The sequence below is a fragment of the Candidatus Methylopumilus planktonicus genome, assembly GCF_000981505.1.
In the GTDB taxonomy this organism is placed as follows: Bacteria; Pseudomonadota; Gammaproteobacteria; order Burkholderiales; family Methylophilaceae; genus Methylopumilus; species Methylopumilus planktonicus.
The window spans coordinates 1,175,267-1,196,135 of record NZ_LN827929.1 but is presented as its reverse complement, the minus strand read 5'-3'; the positions used below and the strand labels follow the sequence as shown (position 1 = coordinate 1,196,135).

Here is a 20,869-nt window from a genome sequence, read left to right as displayed (position 1 = left end):
AAAAATTTAAAAAAATGATGAAGGGGCTTAAGGCTCCTTTTTATTTTTAAGCTATGATTAAACGCATATGATTCCAGAGTCATTCATCCAAGAACTTTTAAATCGCGTCGATGTGATTGATGTGATTGATAAAAGTGTGCCTTTAAAAAAAGCCGGTAGTAACTATGTGGCTTGTTGCCCTTTTCATCAAGAAAAGTCACCCTCATTTACAGTCAGCCCTTCAAAACAGTTTTACCATTGCTTTGGTTGCGGCGCGCATGGATCAGTTTTAAGTTTCTTAATCGAATATCAAGGTATGAGCTTTGTAGATGCGGTAGAAGATCTCGCTAAATCAGTGGGTCTCACTGTACCGCAAGATTCACAAAAAATTTCACCCGAGGTTAAAGAAAAAAATTTAGCGCTTGGTGAAGCCTTAGAGCTTGCATCTCAGTATTATCAAAGTGCGTTAAAAAAATCAGAACGCGCGATTGAGTATTTAAAAAAACGTGGGCTTACAGGACAAATTGCTAAAACATTTCAGTTAGGATATGCCCCCGAAGGTTGGCAAAACTTAGAAAGTGTATTTAAAAAATATGATGATGAGGCGCTAAATATTGCAGGTCTTGTTTTAAAAAATGATCAAGGAAAACGCTATGATCGATTCCGAGATCGCATCATGTTCCCTATTCATAATATGAAGGGTGAAATTATTGGATTCGGTGGGCGTGTGATTAATCCTGAAGATACACCTAAATATTACAACTCACCTGAAACACCGCTCTTTCAAAAGAGCCAAGAGCTCTATGGTCTTTTTGCAGCGCGTCGAGCGATTCGTGAAAAAGGCTGTGTGCTTGTAGTTGAAGGTTATATGGATGTCGTAGGTCTCGCGCAATTTGGTGTGATGCATGCGGTTGCCACATTGGGTACCGCCACATCTGCATTCCATATTAAAAAATTAATGCGTCAAACTGATACGATTATTTTTTGTTTTGATGGCGATAATGCAGGTAAGGCAGCAGCGTGGCGCGCCATGATAAATGCACTACCGAGCCTTAATGATAAAGTTGTTTTGAAATTTTTATTTTTACCTGAAGAACATGATCCTGATAGTTTTATTAGATTGCATAGCAAGGAAGCTTTTGAATCAATGATGCAGGATGCAATGCCTTTATCACAATACTTAATGCAGCACTTAACTGAAAAAAATCATTTAGCGACCCAAGAAGACAAAGTAAAATTTTTAAATGAAGCAGAACCTATCTTAAAAGAAATCACGGCCCCTAAATTAAGCTTACTTTTACGAAAACGCTTTGCGGAATTACTACATTTAAATGATAAAGAAATAGATCAATTACTTCATGTGGCGCAACCTCAATTTCAATCTAATAAAGCACAATTTAAAACGAAGGGAAAACTGCCTTCATCAGTTAAACGGCAATTTATTTTACTTCTCATCCTAAAGCCTAAGCTCGCCATCAGCGAAGACTTGGTTTTGGCCCAAACAGAATCTTTTGAAGACGATTTACTTAAAAAAGTCTTAGAGATTGCCTTAAATCAACCTGAATCGAAACCTTCTTCAATCCTTCATGGTCTAAGGTCACAGGTAGATAATATGGTGATGGATTTGGTCAATGAAGAGCTGACCCACTTTGATGACCAGATCCATTTTGAGTCTGAAATTGAGGGGGCAAGAAAAACCCTGCTTGAGCAAGGTAAAGCGTCTAAAACGAAGGCCCATTTTAGCGCTTTAAAAGACAAGCCTTTAAGTAGCTTAACAAATGAAGAAAAAGAGCACCTTAAAACCCTGACCCAAAGACCCAAAACGCCCCCTAAAACTTAAGCCTTTCATTGACCAAAAAGACCCTTTTTGGTACACTTGAAGGTTACGTGTTTATTTATATTTTGTTGATTTATAAGGCAAAATAAGCCCTAACAAGAAGAGGTAAAGCATGGCCAGACCAAAAAAAGACCCGTCGCAAAAAAAGAACCCCAAAATGAAAGATTTCTACGGAAATGCGAATGACGCAAATCCGCAAGCTGTTGAAGAGCGACGTGCCCGTCTTAAAACCTTAATCGTCCTTGGTAAAGAGCGAGGCTATGTGACTTTCGCTGAAATCAACGACCACTTACCTGACGAAATTCAAGAGTCAGAACAAATCGAAGGTATTGTCAGCATGATCAACGACATGGGGATCATGGTTTATGAACAAGCGCCTGATGCAGAAGCGCTCCTCATGGCAGATGTGCCACCTCCTGTCACAGACGAAGAAGCAGCTGAAGAAGCTGAGCAAGCGCTTGCGACTGTAGATTCTGAATTTGGAAGAACAACAGATCCTGTAAGAATGTATATGCGCGAAATGGGTACTGTAGATCTATTGACCCGTGAAGGTGAAATCGAAATTGCAAAACGTATTGAAGACGGTTTAAAACACATGGTGCAAGCGATTGCGGCATGTCCTACGACTATCACTGAACTTCTTGCGATGGTAGATAAAGTTGAAGCTAATGAATTAAGTGTGGATGAAGTGGTAGATGGCTTAATCGATGTAGAAGTCGAAGCTCCGATCGTGGCTGCCGAAGCCGAAGAGGAAGTCGAAGAAGAGATTGATGTAGAAGAAGATGATGATGCAGATGGCGCCAAGGCCGCTGCAATTTCAGCTGAAGCACTTGCCAAGTTGCGTGAAGAAGTTTTAACCCGCTTTGCTAAGATTCGAAAAACCAATCAGAAGATGAATGATATTCGTATTAAAAAAGGCATTGACGCTCCTGCGTACAAAAAACTTCATGAATCTGTTTTAAAAGAACTTATGGAATTTAGATTCTCGGCGAAACAAGTGGAAGCCCTTTGTGACTCCGTTAGAAATCGCGTGAATCAAATTCGTATACACGAAAGAAAATTGATGGACTTCAGTGTAGAAAAATCAGGTATGCCTCGCACACATTTTATTAAGAGTTTTCCAGGCAATGAAACAAATCTCAATTGGCTTACCGATGAATTAAAGCTAGACAAAGCTTATAACGCAAAATTAGAACGCTTTAAGCATTCCATTGTAGACCAGCAAGATCAATTGATTGCGATTGAAAAAGAAGCGGGCTTATCAATTAAAGATTTAAAAGAAATCAATAAGCAAATGACAACAGGTGAAGCCAGAGCTCGCCGTGCTAAACGTGAAATGATTGAAGCTAACTTACGCCTTGTGATTTCGATTGCAAAAAAATACACCAACCGTGGACTTCAATTCCTAGATCTCATTCAAGAAGGCAATATCGGTTTAATGAAAGCAGTCGACAAATTTGAATATCGTCGTGGCTATAAATTTTCAACGTATGCGACTTGGTGGATTCGACAAGCGATTACACGCTCGATTGCCGACCAAGCAAGAACAATTCGTATTCCAGTGCATATGATTGAAACGATTAATAAGATGAATCGTATCTCACGACAAATTTTACAATCCACAGGTGCTGAACCTGACCCATCAGTACTCGCTGAAAAAATGGAAATGCCTGAAGATAAGATTCGTAAGATTTTAAAAATTTCCAAAGAGCCTATTTCGATGGAAACACCGATTGGTGATGATGAAGATTCTCATCTTGGTGACTTTATTGAGGATGCAGCGACATTGACACCGATTGATGCCGCCGTCTATGGATCACTTCGTGATGTGACAGCAGAAATTTTAGAGTCTCTTACACCGCGGGAAGCTAAAGTTTTGCGTATGCGTTTTGGTATCGAAATGAATACAGACCATACATTAGAAGAAGTGGGTAAGCAGTTTGATGTGACACGTGAACGTATTCGACAAATTGAAGCGAAGGCTTTGAGAAAATTAAGACATCCAACACGCTCCGAAAGATTACGTAGCTTTTTAGAAAACGGAAAAGAGTAAACCAATCTATCAGAGGGCCTATAGCTCAGTTGGTTAGAGCAGAGGACTCATAATCCTTTGGTCCCTGGTTCGAGTCCAGGTGGGCCCACCAAATTAGAATTAAAAAGTAAGCAAAAAGGAAGGTAATAATATGACAAAAGAAGTAGTATTAAAATATTTACAAAAACACGGACAAAAAATTGATCACGAGATCGTCAAAGATACGGGGATTGATTTAAAAGAGTTAAGAAAAACGATTTCAGAATTACAAAGCAAGAATTTAATTCAGACATGTACCATTATTCAACATGGCGCTAAAGGTAAACTCGTTGAAGGTATTCAGTGTCGTATCGCAGGCTATACACCGCCAGCAGCGCCAGGCAGAAAAGCACCTGCAGCACCGCCTCAGTAATTTAAATTAAATCTGACGCTCGACTTCGTCGATCATAGTGGAAGGCTTAATTTTTAAAGCGGTAGCTAACTTAAATATCGTGAAGAGACTCGGGTCTTTATGACCCATTTCTAATTCACTGATATAAGCTCGCGAAAGACTGGATTCAATTGACAAGGCTTCTTGTGTGAGTTTTTTAGTAAGCCTTTTTTTTCGAAGAACTGTACCGAAGGTGCTATCTATTTTTGAAAGTTTGTTCACATAGCTACTATGCAGTATTTAAAAAATTAATTCTGTCATTCTTAGACGACATGCTTTGAAGTAGATGTTGTAAGACCCTTATAAATCCAGCTTATTTGGAAGATTCGTTCATTTACAGATAAATATATTTATATGAAGATTTTTATTTTAATTGGTATCGCTATAGTGTTTTATTTGCTTAGAGCAAATGTTATGGCAGCGCCTATTTTAAAGATAGGCGATGACGCACCAACTTTTACACTTCCAGATAGCCAAGGCAATCAAGTTAATTTAACTGACTATAAAGGCAAATGGCTTGTTCTGTATTTTTATCCAAAAGATGACACGCCTGGCTGCACTACTGAGGCCTGCCACTTTCGGGATGATTTTAAATTTCTAGAGAGCTTGGGTGCCAAAGTGGTCGGCGTGAGTATTGATGATAGTTTTTCACATAAGAAATTTGCTGAAAAATATAATTTACCCTTCCCTCTACTGTCAGATAGTTCAGGCGAGGTTGCAAGTCGCTACGGAGCATTGAATAACTTTTTAGTGATAAAGCTTGCGAAGAGATACACCTATCTGATTAATCCTCAAGGCAAGATTGCAAAAATTTATCTCAGTATAGATACCTCAAAACATAGCCAAGAAATTATTGAGGATTTAAAAACGCTTAAACAACAAATTTAAGCTAGTAGTAATTGATCGATTTTTTCAGCTAATTCAAAATCTTTATCTGTAATCCCTGACGCGCTATGGGTATGAATTCTGATGATCAGGGCATTATGCTTAAATACGAGTTCCGGATGGTGATTTAGTTGATTCGCAATTTTTGCAATTTCATTTGCTATTCGAATCGAATCATCAAAATTCTGTGTGAAGAATTTTCTTTCAATCGAAGGAAAAATATAAGACCAAAATGTACACTTATGTTTTAATTTTTCTTCTATTTCTTTTGCGTTATAAGCCATGGATTACCTTAGTTGGTGGTATTTAAGTTCTGCAAGATCAATAATTTCTAAAGCTTTTTCATGTGTCGCCTCTAAAACGACAGGAGGTGCAACACCATCTTCTAAGGCTTCTAGCCATCGGTTGGCGCATAAACACCAACGATCTCCCTTTTTAAGTCCCACAAACTCATACTCAGGTCTTGGAGTCGTTAAGTCATTGCCTTTTAATTTAGAGAATTGGAGGAATTCTTCGGTGACTTCTGCGCATACTGTATGCTGGCCAACATCTTCGGGGCCTGTTTCACAGCATCCACTTCGAGTGAATCCTGTGATAGGGTTAAGGTTACAAAGTTCTAATTTTGTTCCGAGAACATTTTTAATTGCCATTTTCTAAGACACCACTGTGAACGATATTTAAATCTAAGAGTCAGTAAGACCATGAAAAACACTATAAGTTTATTTTTATTGCTTATTGCGACACAAGCACAAGCAATCCCCACTTTTGCAAAATTATTAGAGCTTAATAATTCAATTGTTGTCGTTAATGTTGATTTTCCCGATGGCTCCTCAGGCACTGGAACAGGTGTTGTTGTGAGTAAGGAATATGTTGCAACTGACTGCCATGTGATTGCGAATACATTGGGCGCTAATATTTCTAAATATGATGATACATATAAGCCAATCGCATTTAAGGCAGATTGGAAACATGATTTATGTTTATTAAAGTTTGAAGAGTTACCATTTACGCCAGTGCCTCTTCGCGACAGTCAAACACTGCAATATGAAGAAGATGTATTTAGTATTAGTTATCCTAATGGAACTAGTGTGCCACAGCCATCTTATGGGTCCGTTAAGGCGATGCATCGCTTAGATAGCAGTGTCATTATTAGGTCAGATGCTGCCTTTTCTCTTGGTTCAAGTGGCGGCGGCCTATTCGATGAAAAATATAATCTAATTGGGATTACAACATTTAAAAGTCCAGGACCACAGGGATTTTTTTACAGCTTGCCAGTGGAATGGATTAAAAAGCTTATGAAGGAGCCCAATACTAAATCACTTAAAACTTTAGATATTCCTTTTTGGGCTATGCCATTCGAACAAAAGCCTTATTTTATGAAAGTAGTAATTCCCTACCAGAATAAAGAATGGGATACGCTGAAGTCCATTTCAGACTTGTGGATCAAAGAAGAGCCAAATTCATCTGATGCTTGGTATTTTTTGGGGTTAGCTAGCCAAGGGAAAAAAGATCTGAAAGCTGCAAAAGAAGCATTTTCGAAGGCTGAAAAAATAAACCCTAGACATGCGGATGCCATGATGGGGTTAGCAGAAATAGCCGAATCTGAAAAAGATTTAGCTGCCCTACAAAATATTCAAAAAAAGGTCAATCAATTAAATACAAGTCTCGCAGAAGTTATTTTGAATAAACTAGATAAGTTAAAGTAAGATTTATCACCTACAACTTTAAAAAAATATTTCACTATGTTAAAACAAGCTCTATTACTTGCTGAAAAAGGGTTGCTTCCAGATTCACTTATCCGTTTCGGAATTAGACAGCTTTTAAAGAAACGCCTTGATGAAATCAGCTATCAAGATACAGAAACATCACAAGATTTTAAAAGTATCTTTTTAAAAAGCATGGATCAATCGCCTATCGCTCTCGTGCCGCACCTTGCAAACAAACAACACTATGAAGTGCCATCTTCTTTTTTTGATTTTTGTTTAGGCAAACATAAAAAATATAGTAGTTGCTATTGGGACAGCAACACAAATCATTTAGATGATGCAGAATTTAATGCGCTTAACATCAGCGCTGAACATGCTGATTTAAAAAATGGACAAACTATTTTAGAGCTTGGATGTGGTTGGGGCTCATTAACGCTTTTTATGGCAAAAAAATATCCGAAAAGTCGAATATTTGCAGTATCTAATTCAAATAGCCAAAGAGTTTTTATTGAAACTGAGGCCAAAAAAAGAAGGCTTAACAATATTCATGTCATCACATGCGATATGAATCGATTCCAACCTAAAAACTTTAAGATTCCAAAAGTTTTTGATCGCATTGTCTCAATTGAAATGTTCGAGCACATGCGAAATCATAGAAAACTTTATCGAATGCTTCATGATTGGCTAAAGCCAGGTGGTAAATTCTTTATGCATATTTTCGTGCATCAACATACCCCTTACCCTTTTGAAGTAAAAGATAAGGATGACTGGATGAGCAAATTTTTCTTTTCAGGGGGAATGATGCCAAGCGATGATCTGCCGTTACATTTTCAAGAGCATTTAAAATTGAATCAAAAATGGTGCTGGGATGGAACGCATTATGAAAAGACAGCAAATGCTTGGTTAGACAATATGGATCAAAAGAAGTCACATATTTATCCTATCCTCAAAAAAACTTACGGCAATCAACATGCGACGCAATGGTTTAATCGATGGCGTATTTTTTATATGGCCTGTGCTGAATTGTTTGGATACCGACATGGCCAAGAGTGGTGGGTCGCTCATTATCAATTTGAGAGACCAAAGAAATAAATGAAATTAATTAATTTTGTACTTTTTCAGTTCGGCTGGTTTGTTTCGGTATGGGGAGCTGCTCAGCAAAAACTCCCTTTATCTATGACAGTTGTTGCTTTGATTTTATTAGTTCATATCATGCAAGCGTCGCAGAAAAAAGAAGCCACGATTCTGCTATTTATTATCATGCTATTAGGCTCAATATTTGATCAGTTACTATTAATTACAAATTTAGTGACTTATGAGAATCAATTCATTGATTATCTTGTACCCATTTGGATAGTTGCTATGTGGGGATTATTCGCAACCACGCTTAATCTCTCATTGAGCTGGCTTAAATCTAATAGAGTGCTAGCTGTTTTATTTGGGTTTATCGGCGGCCCTGCAGCTTATTTTGCGGCAGAGCAATTAAATGCTGTTCAACTTACGAATCCTTTTTCAATATATGCTCTAGCGCTTGGTTGGGCGATCCTGACCCCGGTTTGTTTATACATTGCCCAAAAATGGAATGGATTTCGCACATGATATATTTAAATGCATTATTTATTAATATCTTATTTGCTTACTTTGGCTGGCTTATCAGTCTTAAAAAAAATAATGTTAATCATGTTGATATTATGTGGAGTTTATTTTTTGTATTCAATGCGCTTTATTTTTATACAGCATTTGCACCATCATTAAGGTCTGCTTTAGTTCTTTTATTAGTTTTTTTGTGGGGGGCCCGTCTTGCGGTTTATCTGACGATAAGAAATTGGGGAAAATCAGAAGATGCGCGTTACTTGAAAATTAGACAAAATAACGAACCTAATTTTAGATATAAAAGTGTATATATTATTTTTGGACTTCAATCCATTCTTTCATGGATTGTAGGATCGATTCTCTTTATTGCCATAAAAAATGATCATCCTTTAACTGGGTTGGATATATTAGGTTTTTCATTGACGCTATTTGGAATTGTGTATGAATCAATTGCTGATTATCAATTAATGCTATTTAAGAACGACATAAAAAATCGTGGAAAGCTCCTACAATCAGGGTTATGGAAATTTAGTCGCCATCCAAACTATTTTGGTGAGCTTTTGGTATGGTGGGGGTTTTTTATGACAACCCTTGTGACAGGGGTTCATTTAAATTTGGTAGCGCCACTTTTTATGACCTTTTTAATATTAAGGTTTTCAGGCGTGACTCTTCTTGAGGCTAATCTCATGAAAAAATTTGATGAGTACCAAACTTACAAGAAAAAAGTAAATACTTTAATTCCTCGATTCTGGAAGGCATAATATGCGATATAAATTTACCCTATTAGTAGCATTTTTTCTATTATTGAATGGATGTATGACTCAAGCTCCCATCAAAACGGTTTCCGAAGTTAATTTAAAGTCATTTATGGGGCCATGGTTTGTTATTGGCCATATTCCAACCTTTATTGAAAAAAATGCATTTAATGCCATTGAGTCTTATGAGTTAAATGAAGATGGCACGATCGGTACGACTTTCACTTTCAATGAAGGATCTTTGACTGGACCCATTAAAACATACCATCCAAAAGGTTTTGTGGTGAAAGGTTCTGGCAATGCTTTATGGGGCATGCAATTTATATGGCCTATCAAAGCACAGTATAAAATCGTCTATTTAGATCAAGATTATCAAAATACTATTATTGCAAGAGATGATCGTGATTATGTGTGGATCATGTCACGCCAAAAAAAGATAGATCAAGATACATTAAAAAACTTAGTAAAAAAAATCGAAGATGACGGTTATGATATTAACAAAATACGCTGGATTGAGCATTCAAATTAATGATGCGTAAATTTTTTAAAAAATTATTTTACTGGTTTGATAATTCTTTTCTTGAAGAAAAGTATGCATCAATCACATCTGGCAGGGAAATTGATTGGATGAGAGTGATTCCATTCATTCTTCTTCATTTGTCTTGTTTACTAATTGTGATCGTAGGATTTAGTTGGACTGCCTTTACAGTATGTATATTTCTATTTGCCATTCGCATGTTTGCGATCACAGGTTTCTATCATCGCTACTTTTCTCACAAAACTTTTAAGACCTCTCGTTTCGTTCAGCTTATTTTCGCCATGATTGGCGCTACTGCGGTGCAAAGAGGCCCTCTCTGGTGGGCGGCTCATCACAGGGGTCATCATATGCACTCAGATACGCCGGAGGATAAGCACTCTCCTAAAGAGCATGGATTTTTGTGGAGTCATATGGGATGGTTTCTAACCAAATCAAATTTTGTGACCAATACAAAATTTATTCGAGAACTCATAAGATTTCCAGAATTACGAATCATTGATCGGTTTGATCTTTTAATGCCTTTAGCATTATCTATCGGCTTATTTGTGATTGGCTATTATTTGAATCAATATGAGCCACAATTAAATACGAATGGATTCCAATTATTAATTTGGGGATTTTCACTCTCTACAGTGATGCTTTATCACGCTACTTTTCTAGTGAATTCTGTGGCGCACCAATGGGGGAAAAAGAGATATGAAACTCTAGACACGAGTCGCAACAATTTTATTATTGCAATTTTGACCTTCGGCGAAGGTTGGCATAATAACCACCACCACTACCCAGGCTCTGCAAGACAAGGTTTTTATTGGTGGGAAGTAGATTTAACTTATTATATTTTGAAATTTCTATCAATGATGGGTGTGATATGGGATGTTCGCACTATTTCTGACAATATCCGAGAATCTAAAAAGATAGAACATCTTCATCATTAGTTATGAAGATAGCAATTATAGGATCAGGTATTTCTGGTAATACACTTGCTTATCACTTAAACCCGCATCATCAAATTACACTATTTGAATCCAACTCAAGAGTGGGTGGACACTCCCACACCCATGAAGTCGAGTTGTTTAGCAATAAGTTTCATGTAGATACAGGTTTTATTGTCTTCAATAAAAAAACATACCCTCATTTTTTAAATCTCTTAGATGAACTTAAAGTGCCATATGAAAATAGCGCTATGAGTTTTAGTGTCAAAGATAGCCAAAAAGATTTTGAATATAACGGAACAAATTTGAATACACTTTTTGCGCAAAGAAAAAATCTTATAAGCCCAATCTTTTATAAGATGATCAAAGAAATCCTTCGATTTAATAAAAGCTCAAAATTACTTTTAAATAGTAATGAAGAAATAAGTTTAGGTGAGTATCTTGATCAAGAAGCTTACTCAGATTTTTTTAAAAAATACTATATATTGCCTATGGGTTCTGCTATATGGTCATCAAACTATAAAACTATGATGGAGTTCCCTGCAAAATTTTTTATACGTTTTTTCGATAATCATGGCATGTTGAATGTTAATGATAGGCCGCAGTGGCTAACCATAAGCGGTGGTTCAGTGAATTATGTGCAAAAGTTGATTGCATCTTTTGCGAGTAAAATTAAACTCAATGAAAAAATTCAGTCGATTGATAGAAAAAGTGATCATGTGGTAATTCAATTTCACGATCGTGCTGAAAAATTTGATTGGGTATTTTTTGCATGCCATAGCGATGAAGCATTAAAGTTAATTAAAAGCCCTACTCAAGATGAAAAAAATACTTTAAGAGCAATACCCTATACAGATAATGAAGTCATTTTGCACTATGACGAGAGCTTTATGCCAAAAAGGAAGCTTGCATGGGCGGCATGGAATTATCATATTAATCAAAACATTCATTCACCTGTATCTCTTACATACAATATGAATATTTTGCAAAATTTAGTAACAACTGTGCCGATATTAGTGACATTAAATCCGCAGGAAAAAATTAATAAGAAGAAAATTATTAAGAAGCTCTCCTATGCCCACCCACAATATAGTTTACAAAGTATAGTGGCCCAATCAAATTATCATCTTACTTCTGGCATGAATCGCACCTCTTTTGCGGGGGCTTATTGGGGCAACGGATTTCATGAGGATGGCGTCAAAAGTGCCTTAGATGCGATTCAGCAGTTTAATGACTTGCATGGACTATAGAATGAATGCCATTTATGAAGGTACACTCAAACATACGCGGACAAAGCCTAAAAAGCATGCCTTCGAGTACCAGATCCGCTTGCTTTATCTTGATTTAGACAATTTAAAAGGTGTATTTTCAGATAATTTTTTTTGGAGTTATAACCGTTTTAATTTTGGCTGCTTTTTGAGATCAGATTATTTTGGGAACAAAAAAACTAACTTAAAAAAATCTATACAAGATGAAATTAGAAAAGAGCTTCATTTCAATCATCAGGGCAAGATATATTTACTTACAAGTCCACGTTATTTTGGGTATTGTTTTAATCCGGTGAGTTTTTATTACTGCTTTAATACAAAAAACAAGTTAGAAGCTATTGTGTCGCATATTACCAATACGCCTTGGAATGAAAATCATGCTTATGTTCATGACTGTAGAAATATAAAGCGTCCGATCAAAACTTTCGAATTTAGTAAGAGTTTTCATGTATCACCTTTCATGCCTATGGATATTCAATATCAGTGGAGCTTTAAAGAGCCAGGGCAAGAGATAGCAGTGTCTATGAACAACATTCATGATAAACAACATATTTTCAATGCATCCATGAGACTTCAAAAAAAACCATTAACGACGCAATCACTTACTTTTTTACTTTTGAAATTCCCCCCTGAAACTTTTAAGACAATTTTTTCAATTTATTGGCAAGCTTTATGCTTGAAGATAAAAGGCATTGCTTTTTTTTCACATCCCTAAAATTTTAATTATGACTATGAAAAATCTTTTACATCATTTTGCGAGATCACTTGTTTTCAATCAGTTAAAGAAAATAGATATAGGCCACATCTCTATCGAAGAGGGGGGTAAAAAATTTTCTTTCGGAAGCAAGGGAAGTTTAAGTGCTCATATAACTGTCCACGATCCAAGATTTTATGGGGCGCTCGCTTTTGGTGGCTCTATTGGTGTTAGTGAGGCTTTTATGCAAAAGTTTTGGTCTGCAAATGATTTAACTAAGCTCATTCGTATTATGGCGATCAATCAAAATGCAATGGATCAGTTAGAAGGCTTATTTAATGTTTTTCTGAAACCCATTCTTAAATGTTTGCACTTTCTAAATCAAAATTCGGTTAAAGGAAGCCGCGTTAACATTTCTAAGCATTATGATTTAGGTAATAATTTTTTCTCACTATTTTTAGATGCAACCATGATGTATTCGTCTGCGGTGTTTAAAAATCCTCAAGACTCTCTTTATAAAGGGTCTATTCATAAATTAGAAAAAGTATGTCAAGGGCTTGAGTTGTCCGCGCGAGACCATGTTATTGAAATTGGCTCTGGCTGGGGAGGCTTTGCCATTTATGCCGCGCAAAATTATGGATGCAAAGTCACTACTACAACTATTTCAAAACAACAGTTCCTTTATGTAAAACAAAAAATTAAAGAATTAAAATTAACGCATAAGATTAAGGTGTTACTTTCAGATTATCGGCATTTAAAAGGTCGTTATGACAAATTAGTCTCTATTGAGATGTTAGAGGCTGTCGGCTATCAGTATTTCGACACCTATTTTGAGGTGTGTGCTGATTTATTAAAACCTCATGGCATTGCATTCATACAAACTATTACAATTGCTGATCAACGCTACGAAAAAGCTAAAAGATCAGTTGATTTTATTCAAAGGTATATTTTCCCTGGGAGCTGTATTCCTTCTCTGACTGCTCTACAAAATAGTATTGTGGAGTCTTCTGATTTGAAAATTTATAATGTGGAAGATATTGGTGATCATTACGCTAGAACGTTGGCCTTGTGGAGAGAGGCTTTTTTTGCCCATATAAAAGAGGTCAGGGCTTTAGGATTTGATGACGTATTTATTAGAATGTGGCACTTTTACCTGGCTTATTGCGAAGGGGGTTTCAAAGAAAAAGTTATCAGTGATATTCATCTTAAATTGGTAAAGCCCGGATATCGTAATTAATAAAATAAAAGGTCTATTTTCTTGAACTTTTAGACATTTGAGAGCATTATATTTGGTCGCTTAATGAAAATCTTAAGGAAAGCAAAATGATGAAAAAAGTAGTTTTTTTAATTTCTATGTTCATTATCAGCAGTTTCGCAGCTTTTAATGCTCAGGCCGAAACGCCTAATCATTTAAATGGTGTTATAGATAAATACTTCAAAGGTAAATCTTTAACTAAAACAGATGACATCACATTTAACGTCTCTAAAAGGGCCCTAGATGGAACTCAAGTCCCTTTTAATTTTACAGTGAAGAATAAATATAAAAAAATTTCAGTAGTCGTTGAAGGTAATCCACATCAATTACCTGGCATCGGATCTCTTGCATTGACGATGTACCCTAAAACTGCGCCATTTACTTTTAAAACTCATATTCGCATGGAGCAAGACAGTTATGTGGATGTGATCGCAGAAGATGAAAATGGTAAATTCTTTTACAATCAAGTAGCAATTCGATCAGCAGGTGGCTGTTCTGCGGGGACTATTTATGACGTCGAAGCAGTTAATAAAGAAATTGGGGCCATGAAAGTGTTGCAAACATATAATAGAGCCTCTATATCTATTAGACACCCCCAGCATAACGGATTCCAAGCTAATTTGAGTAATCATACAGGCCTTTTTATATTGCAAGAGTGGCATTTGAGTTATATAAGTGTCACAGATAATGAGAAAGAAATTTGGAGTGCTGAATTTGGTGGAGGCAGTACTTCTGAAAATCCATTTTTTACTTTTGATTCACCAAAAATTACAGGCAAGTTAAAAGTCATGGCAGTTGATACGCAGGGTAGAAAATTTCTTCATAAACCCATTTAAAAAAATAAGACAGATAAAAATTAAGCCTGAGTTTTTTTAAAAGACTACTTTTTTAAATGAAATCTTAATTTTAGCCTATTGTTATAATACATTTAAATTAAGGAGATTATTTTGAGAAAATATTTAGCTATATTAGCCCTTGTAATTGTGGGGGTTCTGGTTGGTGCAGTTTTATTCTATGGCAACGATTATAAGGATAAGGATAAGCCAGTGATTGTGGACTTTAAAAAACATAATGAGGTAATGAGCGGTTGTATGAAAACAGCGTTAGCAAAACATCCTGGTGCGATTATAGGAATTCAAATGGAAACAGAGGATGGTCGACCTATATTTGATATTGATATTCAAGGTGCTGACGGTAAATATTGGGAAATTGAATGTGACGCAGAATCAGGTGCAGTCATTGAGGATAGTATAAATAAAGATTAATTTTTCATCACTAAAAAGCCACTTTGTAAGTGGCTTTTTAGTTTCTATCGAGGTTAGATAAAAACTCGACAGATCTTTTAGCGTGATGAATTGAAAGCGTTTCTATCACCAAGGAATTTTTTTGCCATCGTAAGCAATAAATTGACCCGTAGTCTTAATTGAAAGCTTACCAATTTGACGTTTCATACCAGTCACACTCTCATCCACATCAATAAGTCCGTTGGGTCCTCCCATGTCAGTTCTCACCCATCCTGGATGAAGCGTAATAAGACTCATGTCGTGAGGCTTTAAATCAATGGATAAACTTTTCATCACCATATTAAGTGCAGTTTTGCTGGATCGATAAAGATATGCACCGCCACCCGAATTGTCATCAATACTTCCCATCTTGCTTGTGAGTGATGCTATCTTTTTTAATTCGCCCTTTTTAAGGTGGGGTAGAAAAGCTTTTGTCATTTTAAAAGCGGCAAGTGTATTGATTTTGAAAGCGTTAAGCCACGCTTCATAGTTAATATCATCGAATGAGCTATTGGGATAAAGACCTGCATTATTAATCAAAATATCAATAGGTTTTGTTAACGTTTTAGCAAATTGATCAATTGATAGAAAATTTTCAACATCGAGAGTGTGAATAGAGATATTTTCAAAAGAGGCTTGAAGTCGATGAAGAGCATCTTTTTTATTTATCTTTCTGGTGCAAGCGATGACTTCATAATTATCTAAAGCATACTGTTTGACGAACTCAAGGCCTAATCCCCTATTCGCCCCAGTGATAAGAACTGTATATTTGTTGTTAGACATAATAAAAAATATGAAATGATAAAGGTTTATAATAAATCAAAATCTTTAGGATGTATTGTCATGTTATTAAAAAGGTATTGGATATTATTTCTACTCCTTATTGCCAATTTAGCTTTCGCAGGCGAGTCTGGTAATTACTGCCTCTTAAGTTTGTCTGAAGGGAATTTCCTTAAAACTGATTGCTCAGTCAATGCAAATTATCAAGGTAAGGTTTATTGCTTTGGGAGTGAGATGAGTAAAGACATCTTTTTAAAAACACCAGATGAGCTTATTAAAAAAGCTGAAGTTTTTTACGAAAAAAATAAAGAAGTAGGCCGTAAAAAAATATCTCAAGAGGACGTCCTGAAACAAATCCAGAGTCCTGACTGTGACTTTTCGAATAAAGATTTAGGCTATCTAGATATGAATGGCTTAGATTTGAGCCACTGTAACATGCTTAATACGAGTGTCTTTGGAGCCAATCTAATAGGTGCTAATTTAGCAAACAGTAATATGCAGAGAGCCTATTTGAATTTAGCGCGTCTTGAAAAAGCAAACTTTTCAGGCGCTAACTTAACTGAAGCAACCATCTTTCAAGCGATTTTTGGTGATACTAATTTTAAGGGTGCTAATTTAACAAGGGCTCGTATGATTGGCACATTAGGCGCGGTCAATATGTCAGGCGCTACCATCAAATATGGTCAATTTGGTTTAGACGTCGGCAATCAGCCGATGGGACAAATGAAATTTGATTCAGTGGGCGGTAAATTTTATAAAACAAATTTTGAAGGCGCTGATTTAAATATTGCGAGTTTTTTATTTGGTGATTTAAGGGAAGCAAATTTAAAAAATACGAATATGTATCGTGCTGACCTGAGTCAAGCAGATTTAACAGGCGCTGATCTTACAAATGCAAATTTAACGGATGCTATTGTAGATGGTGCCATTTTTACCAATGTTAAAGGGTTGTCAACGGTAAAAGGATTTTCAACAGTCAAAGGTAAATGCTTCGATTGTGGAATGCCTTAAATATTAGCGACACCTAAACTTATACGAATAATAAAATATGCAATACGGGATTTTATTCTTTTAACTAAGTGTGATTTATCCCAGTCTTTTAAGAGAATCTCAGTGCCCCCTAATCGAATATCTTCTTTGATATTTTTCTTAAGTTGAGTCGCAAAAGATTTATCCCATATAAAAATATTTGCTTCTCTAGCCAGCAAAAGGCTGAAAGGGTCGATATTAGAAGACCCTACAGTCGACCAAGTATCATCAATCACTGCCACCTTGCTATGCATAAAACTTTTAGTGTATTCAAAGATGGTAATACCCTCTTTTAAAAATTTCCCATAAAAAGCTCGTGTAGCATTCGATAAGAAATAATCTATTTCACCCTTTAAGAGAAGTGTTACCGATACTCCTCGATGAGCTGCTGCAATTAGAGCTCTCTCAAATCTTTTGCCTGGAATGAAGTAAGCATTTGCAATAAGTATTTCATCTTGAGCATTTTCGATGGCATCTAAATAAGCTTTTTCAATATCTCTTCTATGGCGGAAATTATCGCGCTCTATAAAATTTAGTTTTGTGCCATTCGGATACTCTACTATTTGCTTGTAGAAATCTTTTGGAATAAATGATTTTTCGAAATGTGACCATGACACTCTTTTCCAAAGTTTTACCATGCTTCGGCTGATAAGATGAACGACAGGCCCTTTTATTTGAGCTGCATAGTCAATACGTGGCGCTTTTCCATTAGGTACATGCATATCGTCAATAATGTTGATGCCACCGATATAAGCAATTTCATGGTCGATTAAAATCATTTTGCGATGAAGTCGTCTTAATGAAATGCGCTTCATTTGATAGGGCGCAATTTTTGGGTGATAAAAAAGGAAGTAGATTTTTGAAGCTTTAATTTCATTAATCACTTTTAGTGAAAGATCGCGACTTCCAAATCCATCCAGTAATAAATAGACCTTTATACCTTTTTGACTAGCCTCTTTAAGTACGGTTAGTATTTTCTTGCCCGTCATATCATGACTAAATATATAGGCTTCTATAAAAATACTTTTTCGGGCTTTTTTGATAGATTGAATAACGGCAGCAAAATAATCTTTACCGTTTTTAAGCAATTCAATCTTATTTCCTTTGATGTAATAAGGCATAGCGCTTTATTTTAAGCCATAAAAAAAGCGCTTGGGTTTAAACCCAAGCGCTTTTAAATGAATAACTAATTCTAAGCTTAGTTAACTGCCGCTTTAAGTGCAGCACCCGCTTTGAATGTTGGAGCCTTACGTGCTGGTATTTTAAGTTCTTTACCAGTTTGTGGGTTACGACCAACTCGTGCAGCGCGTTTAGAAACTTTAAAAGTACCAAAACCGATGAGCGTTACTACGTCACCTTTTTTAAGTGCTTTAGTGATAGCTGCAAGTGTTGCATCAATCGCACGACCAGCGTCTGCTTTTGTTGAACCTGCTGCTTTTGCAACTGCTTCGATTAGTTCGCCTTTATTCATAATTCCTCCAAATGTAAATTAAGATATGTAAGACCATTGAAATGACAGCGTCATAGAAGGTCTAGGCGTACTTTGCATTGATTTTTAAGCCTTGTCAACAGTCATATTCAATTTTTTTCGCAATAGATAAGGGTTCTATCGATATCTACTTAATTAAAAATAAAGCTTTCTTTTCATTTGATTCTTGTTACAATATTCAAATGAAAAAAATTGTTCCTATTCGAGGCGGTAAAAGAGCAGGCGCTGGACGAAAATTAGGCACCGGAAAATTTGGTGAGAAGACAACTTTAGTCAGAGTGCCAGAAAGCCAAACTGCTGTAATTTCAAATATCCTAGAGGCTTACGCCAAAAGGAAGATCCAAGAAATTTCAAATGTGGTATCGATTGATTTAGTGAATGAGGTGATGACTAAAGCTAAGATTCCTTTATTTGAACACAAGGTGCCCGCAGGGCTTCCGTCCCAAGCAGATGATCATGTTGAGAAAAGAATGGATCTTAATGATTATCTTATTCGAGAAGCTGATACGACCTTTTTTGTACGCATTAAAGGAAATTCGATGGATAACGCTGGTATCCATGACAACGATGTAGTGATTGTAGATCGATCTCAGGAAGCTTCTATTGGCGATATTGTATTGGCATCGTTAGATGGTGAGTTTACGGTCAAGACTTTAGCTAAAAATAAAAATGGCTCTCCTCGCTTAATTCCTGCAAACGAAGCATTCAGCCCTATTGAAGTTTTAGAAGGGGTTCAGTTTCAAATATGGGGTGTAGTAACAGGCGCTGTGAGAAAATTTAAATAAGCTTAATTCAATTATAGGTTTTAGGATTCAGTTGAATATAGCTTTGATCAAGTTTGAGTTTAACTAGCCAGCCTTCATAAAAAATTTCACTAAGTTCGGGATTAATCAAAAGTTTAAAAGGAGCCTTTCCACCTCGGTAAGTTAATTTTTGACCTTCAGTCATCAGATACTTATCCTCTTTGCCCTGGCTATCTAATATACAAATCGTTTGCTGGCCTTTTGAGATGATATGGAAGTAATCGCTAGGCTTCAGAGGGTCTGTAGGGGATGAGATTTGTGTAAGTGGTTTTGAAACTGTTTGTCCACACATTTTAATTGCAACATCTTTCATCTCCCTTTTATTTTCTTCAGCCTTTTTGATTTGAATGGGCAGTGATTCGTGCGCTTCTGATGTTTGTTCACCGGGTTTAATTTCATAAGTGGCAATATCGTTTGGGAGTGATTCAATATTGGGCAAATCGACTTCTCGCCCTTCAAAGTTTTTGTGAGCGACAGCATATTTTTGATATACGCCAATCAAAAAGTTAGAAATAAAAAGGAAAGTAATGAAGTAAAAAATATACCGTACTCTAATGTGTGTTTTTGCCCACAAAAAGAATAATTTTATTTTTGATGATAGAAAAAGTATTTGTTTATTCGACGGATGCTCCGCCACACCAACATCTTTTTCAATTTCCGGCTCAGGCAGTAACAAAGACTTTGCTTTATTTTTCTTATGTTCAATAACCGTATCAATATCTAGTTCAAGAAAGGCTATATATTTTCTAATAGAAATCAGTTTAATTGAGGTAGATACAAACCCATCTTTCTTATTTTCTTCCATCGAGGTAATGTGTTTAACGTTTAAGGTTAAATGGCGAGCGACATCTTCAAGAGAAAGATTTAAATCTTCCCGCGCTTCTTTTAAAAGATGACCATGGATAATAATTGAATCGTTCGACATCACATGACTTACGAAAGTAAAGATAAAATAGTATCCTAATAGTAGTTTTTTTCAATCATTACTCAAATATATAGAAGACTGAGTAATGATATGATTTATCCAATTAACGATAGCCAATGGAGCTTGCATGAAAATTGAAGAAATTCTAGAGAAAGTCGTATTTAAGAGTCGCTGGATTCTAGCGCCTATGTACTTGGGTTTAGTGGGTGGTCTCTTATGTTTGTTTGTAAAATTTGGGCAAGAATTTTTTCATATAGTTATGACCGTGGTTGACACTCCAGAACGAGAAATCGTTTTATCTATACTTGCTTTAGTTGACATGACGCTTGTGGCCAATCTTCTCATTATGGTTATTTTTAGTGGCTATGAAAATTTTGTGTCTAAAATTGATGTGGACAACCACGAAGATAAACCCCATTGGATGGGGAAAGTGGATTACTCAGGGTTAAAACTTAAATTAATTGGTTCGATTGTAGCTATTTCAGCGATTGATCTTTTAAAAGCTTTTATGCATGCATCTACACCAGGACAAATATTAACGAATACACAAATGGCATGGATGGTGGGCATACATTTGACCTTTATTGTTTCAGGCGTTCTTTTTGCGATTATGGATAAAATTGCAGAAGATACACCGCATCATTAAACAAGATTGA

25 protein-coding genes and 1 tRNA gene are annotated in these 20,869 nt (G+C 36.1%); 19 read left to right on the top strand and 7 right to left on the bottom strand.

Annotation, left to right across the window (positions count from 1 at the left end):
* Positions 1–67 precede the first annotated feature (67 nt).
* The 4 genes from dnaG (at position 68) to BN1208_RS06235 (ending at position 4,260) form a co-directional block, all read left to right on the top strand.
* Positions 68–1,819: a DNA primase gene (dnaG, locus tag BN1208_RS06250; RefSeq protein WP_046488863.1), complete on the top strand. Its 1,752-nt coding sequence runs from the start codon at positions 68–70 to the stop codon at positions 1,817–1,819.
* Positions 1,820–1,973: 154 nt separating this feature from the next.
* Positions 1,974–3,869 (top strand): RNA polymerase sigma factor RpoD, encoded by a 1,896-nt coding sequence (rpoD, locus tag BN1208_RS06245; protein ID WP_420885853.1) that lies wholly within the window; start codon positions 1,974–1,976, stop codon positions 3,867–3,869.
* A 14-nt stretch (positions 3,870–3,883) separates the two neighbouring features.
* A tRNA-Ile gene (locus BN1208_RS06240) sits at positions 3,884–3,960 on the top strand.
* Between the two features lie 39 nt (positions 3,961–3,999).
* Positions 4,000–4,260, top strand: coding sequence for a transcription initiation factor IIE subunit alpha family protein (locus BN1208_RS06235; RefSeq protein WP_028818020.1), 261 nt, complete (start codon positions 4,000–4,002; stop codon positions 4,258–4,260).
* A gap of 6 nt (positions 4,261–4,266) precedes the next feature.
* On the opposite strand, the gene BN1208_RS06230 is transcribed toward BN1208_RS06235, so the two are convergent.
* Positions 4,267–4,500: a helix-turn-helix domain-containing protein gene (locus tag BN1208_RS06230; protein WP_052734662.1), complete on the bottom strand. Its 234-nt coding sequence runs from the start codon at positions 4,498–4,500 to the stop codon at positions 4,267–4,269.
* A gap of 132 nt (positions 4,501–4,632) precedes the next feature.
* On the opposite strand from BN1208_RS06230, the gene BN1208_RS06225 reads away from it, so the two are divergent.
* The gene (locus tag BN1208_RS06225) at positions 4,633–5,166 is read left to right on the top strand and encodes a peroxiredoxin (protein WP_156157796.1); all 534 of its coding nucleotides are present in this window, start codon (positions 4,633–4,635) and stop codon (positions 5,164–5,166) included.
* On the opposite strand, the gene BN1208_RS06220 is transcribed toward BN1208_RS06225, so the two are convergent.
* The gene (locus BN1208_RS06220) at positions 5,163–5,447 is read right to left on the bottom strand and encodes a 4a-hydroxytetrahydrobiopterin dehydratase (protein WP_046488855.1); all 285 of its coding nucleotides are present in this window, start codon (positions 5,445–5,447) and stop codon (positions 5,163–5,165) included. The genes BN1208_RS06225 and BN1208_RS06220 overlap by 4 nt on opposite strands.
* 3 nt (positions 5,448–5,450) lie before the next feature.
* Positions 5,451–5,813: a DUF2237 family protein gene (locus BN1208_RS06215; RefSeq protein WP_046488853.1), complete on the bottom strand. Its 363-nt coding sequence runs from the start codon at positions 5,811–5,813 to the stop codon at positions 5,451–5,453.
* A 51-nt stretch (positions 5,814–5,864) separates the two neighbouring features.
* Between BN1208_RS06215 and BN1208_RS06210 the strand changes: the two genes are divergently transcribed.
* The 11 genes from BN1208_RS06210 (at position 5,865) to BN1208_RS06160 (ending at position 15,169) form a co-directional block, all read left to right on the top strand.
* Positions 5,865–6,869: a S1 family peptidase gene (locus tag BN1208_RS06210; protein WP_046488851.1), complete on the top strand. Its 1,005-nt coding sequence runs from the start codon at positions 5,865–5,867 to the stop codon at positions 6,867–6,869.
* A gap of 36 nt (positions 6,870–6,905) precedes the next feature.
* On the top strand, positions 6,906–7,961 hold the full coding sequence (locus BN1208_RS06205) for an SAM-dependent methyltransferase (protein WP_046488849.1): 1,056 nt from the start codon (positions 6,906–6,908) through the stop codon (positions 7,959–7,961).
* Complete coding sequence (locus tag BN1208_RS06200) at positions 7,962–8,468, top strand: DUF2878 domain-containing protein (protein WP_046488847.1); 507 nt, start codon at positions 7,962–7,964, stop codon at positions 8,466–8,468.
* Entirely contained in the window at positions 8,465–9,223 is a 759-nt protein-coding gene (locus tag BN1208_RS06195) for a DUF1295 domain-containing protein (protein WP_046488846.1), read from the top strand. The genes BN1208_RS06200 and BN1208_RS06195 overlap by 4 nt, the downstream gene beginning before the upstream one ends.
* A 55-nt stretch (positions 9,224–9,278) precedes the next feature.
* Positions 9,279–9,746 (top strand): lipocalin family protein, encoded by a 468-nt coding sequence (locus BN1208_RS06190; RefSeq protein WP_231854578.1) that lies wholly within the window; start codon positions 9,279–9,281, stop codon positions 9,744–9,746.
* Positions 9,747–9,748: 2 nt separating this feature from the next.
* Positions 9,749–10,690 (top strand): acyl-CoA desaturase, encoded by a 942-nt coding sequence (locus BN1208_RS06185; RefSeq protein ID WP_173424754.1) that lies wholly within the window; start codon positions 9,749–9,751, stop codon positions 10,688–10,690.
* A gap of 2 nt (positions 10,691–10,692) precedes the next feature.
* Complete coding sequence (locus BN1208_RS06180) at positions 10,693–11,937, top strand: NAD(P)/FAD-dependent oxidoreductase (RefSeq protein ID WP_046488841.1); 1,245 nt, start codon at positions 10,693–10,695, stop codon at positions 11,935–11,937.
* 1 nt (position 11,938) lies between these two features.
* Positions 11,939–12,670: a DUF1365 domain-containing protein gene (locus tag BN1208_RS06175; protein ID WP_162197767.1), complete on the top strand. Its 732-nt coding sequence runs from the start codon at positions 11,939–11,941 to the stop codon at positions 12,668–12,670.
* Positions 12,671–12,686: 16 nt separating this feature from the next.
* Positions 12,687–13,886 (top strand): SAM-dependent methyltransferase, encoded by a 1,200-nt coding sequence (locus BN1208_RS06170; RefSeq protein ID WP_052734680.1) that lies wholly within the window; start codon positions 12,687–12,689, stop codon positions 13,884–13,886.
* A gap of 86 nt (positions 13,887–13,972) precedes the next feature.
* Entirely contained in the window at positions 13,973–14,740 is a 768-nt protein-coding gene (locus BN1208_RS06165) for a thiosulfate oxidation carrier protein SoxY (protein WP_046488838.1), read from the top strand.
* Between the two features lie 111 nt (positions 14,741–14,851).
* Complete coding sequence (locus BN1208_RS06160; RefSeq protein WP_052734661.1) at positions 14,852–15,169, top strand: PepSY domain-containing protein; 318 nt, start codon at positions 14,852–14,854, stop codon at positions 15,167–15,169.
* Positions 15,170–15,274: 105 nt separating this feature from the next.
* On the opposite strand, the gene BN1208_RS06155 is transcribed toward BN1208_RS06160, so the two are convergent.
* Positions 15,275–15,970: an SDR family oxidoreductase gene (locus BN1208_RS06155; RefSeq protein ID WP_046488835.1), complete on the bottom strand. Its 696-nt coding sequence runs from the start codon at positions 15,968–15,970 to the stop codon at positions 15,275–15,277.
* 60 nt (positions 15,971–16,030) lie between these two features.
* Between BN1208_RS06155 and BN1208_RS06150 the strand changes: the two genes are divergently transcribed.
* On the top strand, positions 16,031–16,978 hold the full coding sequence (locus BN1208_RS06150) for a pentapeptide repeat-containing protein (RefSeq protein WP_231854577.1): 948 nt from the start codon (positions 16,031–16,033) through the stop codon (positions 16,976–16,978).
* Here the strand turns inward: BN1208_RS06150 and clsB are convergent.
* Positions 16,975–18,117, bottom strand: coding sequence for a cardiolipin synthase ClsB (gene clsB / locus BN1208_RS06145; RefSeq protein ID WP_046488832.1), 1,143 nt, complete (start codon positions 18,115–18,117; stop codon positions 16,975–16,977). The genes BN1208_RS06150 and clsB overlap by 4 nt on opposite strands.
* Before the next feature lie 77 nt (positions 18,118–18,194).
* Positions 18,195–18,467 (bottom strand): HU family DNA-binding protein, encoded by a 273-nt coding sequence (locus tag BN1208_RS06140; protein WP_028818039.1) that lies wholly within the window; start codon positions 18,465–18,467, stop codon positions 18,195–18,197.
* Between the two features lie 200 nt (positions 18,468–18,667).
* On the opposite strand from BN1208_RS06140, the gene BN1208_RS06135 reads away from it, so the two are divergent.
* Positions 18,668–19,270 carry a LexA family protein gene (locus tag BN1208_RS06135; RefSeq protein ID WP_046489392.1) on the top strand — a complete coding sequence of 201 codons (603 nt, stop codon included), beginning with the start codon at positions 18,668–18,670 and terminating at the stop codon, positions 19,268–19,270.
* Positions 19,271–19,277: 7 nt separating this feature from the next.
* Here BN1208_RS06135 and BN1208_RS06130 read toward each other — a convergent pair whose 3' ends face one another.
* Positions 19,278–20,213: a helix-turn-helix domain-containing protein gene (locus BN1208_RS06130; protein ID WP_046488830.1), complete on the bottom strand. Its 936-nt coding sequence runs from the start codon at positions 20,211–20,213 to the stop codon at positions 19,278–19,280.
* Between the two features lie 127 nt (positions 20,214–20,340).
* Between BN1208_RS06130 and BN1208_RS06125 the strand changes: the two genes are divergently transcribed.
* Positions 20,341–20,859, top strand: a complete 519-nt coding sequence (locus BN1208_RS06125) for a TIGR00645 family protein (protein ID WP_046488828.1) — start codon at positions 20,341–20,343, stop codon at positions 20,857–20,859.
* Positions 20,860–20,869: the final 10 nt, after the last annotated feature.

Coding starts and splice junctions, on each gene's coding strand:
- dnaG (WP_046488863.1), top strand. CDS start 68: ATGATTCCAGAGTCATTCATCCAAGAACTTTTAAATCGCGTCGATGTG.
- rpoD (WP_420885853.1), top strand. CDS start 1,974: ATGAAAGATTTCTACGGAAATGCGAATGACGCAAATCCGCAAGCTGTT.
- BN1208_RS06235 (WP_028818020.1), top strand. CDS start 4,000: ATGACAAAAGAAGTAGTATTAAAATATTTACAAAAACACGGACAAAAA.
- BN1208_RS06225 (WP_156157796.1), top strand. CDS start 4,633: ATGAAGATTTTTATTTTAATTGGTATCGCTATAGTGTTTTATTTGCTT.
- BN1208_RS06220 (WP_046488855.1), bottom strand. CDS start 5,447: ATGGCTTATAACGCAAAAGAAATAGAAGAAAAATTAAAACATAAGTGT.
- BN1208_RS06215 (WP_046488853.1), bottom strand. CDS start 5,813: ATGGCAATTAAAAATGTTCTCGGAACAAAATTAGAACTTTGTAACCTT.
- BN1208_RS06210 (WP_046488851.1), top strand. CDS start 5,865: ATGAAAAACACTATAAGTTTATTTTTATTGCTTATTGCGACACAAGCA.
- BN1208_RS06205 (WP_046488849.1), top strand. CDS start 6,906: ATGTTAAAACAAGCTCTATTACTTGCTGAAAAAGGGTTGCTTCCAGAT.
- BN1208_RS06200 (WP_046488847.1), top strand. CDS start 7,962: ATGAAATTAATTAATTTTGTACTTTTTCAGTTCGGCTGGTTTGTTTCG.
- BN1208_RS06195 (WP_046488846.1), top strand. CDS start 8,465: ATGATATATTTAAATGCATTATTTATTAATATCTTATTTGCTTACTTT.
- BN1208_RS06190 (WP_231854578.1), top strand. CDS start 9,279: ATGACTCAAGCTCCCATCAAAACGGTTTCCGAAGTTAATTTAAAGTCA.
- BN1208_RS06185 (WP_173424754.1), top strand. CDS start 9,749: ATGCGTAAATTTTTTAAAAAATTATTTTACTGGTTTGATAATTCTTTT.
- BN1208_RS06180 (WP_046488841.1), top strand. CDS start 10,693: ATGAAGATAGCAATTATAGGATCAGGTATTTCTGGTAATACACTTGCT.
- BN1208_RS06175 (WP_162197767.1), top strand. CDS start 11,939: ATGAATGCCATTTATGAAGGTACACTCAAACATACGCGGACAAAGCCT.
- BN1208_RS06170 (WP_052734680.1), top strand. CDS start 12,687: ATGAAAAATCTTTTACATCATTTTGCGAGATCACTTGTTTTCAATCAG.
- BN1208_RS06165 (WP_046488838.1), top strand. CDS start 13,973: ATGATGAAAAAAGTAGTTTTTTTAATTTCTATGTTCATTATCAGCAGT.
- BN1208_RS06155 (WP_046488835.1), bottom strand. CDS start 15,970: ATGTCTAACAACAAATATACAGTTCTTATCACTGGGGCGAATAGGGGA.
- BN1208_RS06150 (WP_231854577.1), top strand. CDS start 16,031: ATGTTATTAAAAAGGTATTGGATATTATTTCTACTCCTTATTGCCAAT.
- clsB (WP_046488832.1), bottom strand. CDS start 18,117: ATGCCTTATTACATCAAAGGAAATAAGATTGAATTGCTTAAAAACGGT.
- BN1208_RS06140 (WP_028818039.1), bottom strand. CDS start 18,467: ATGAATAAAGGCGAACTAATCGAAGCAGTTGCAAAAGCAGCAGGTTCA.
- BN1208_RS06135 (WP_046489392.1), top strand. CDS start 18,668: ATGAAAAAAATTGTTCCTATTCGAGGCGGTAAAAGAGCAGGCGCTGGA.
- BN1208_RS06130 (WP_046488830.1), bottom strand. CDS start 20,213: ATGTCGAACGATTCAATTATTATCCATGGTCATCTTTTAAAAGAAGCG.
- BN1208_RS06125 (WP_046488828.1), top strand. CDS start 20,341: ATGAAAATTGAAGAAATTCTAGAGAAAGTCGTATTTAAGAGTCGCTGG.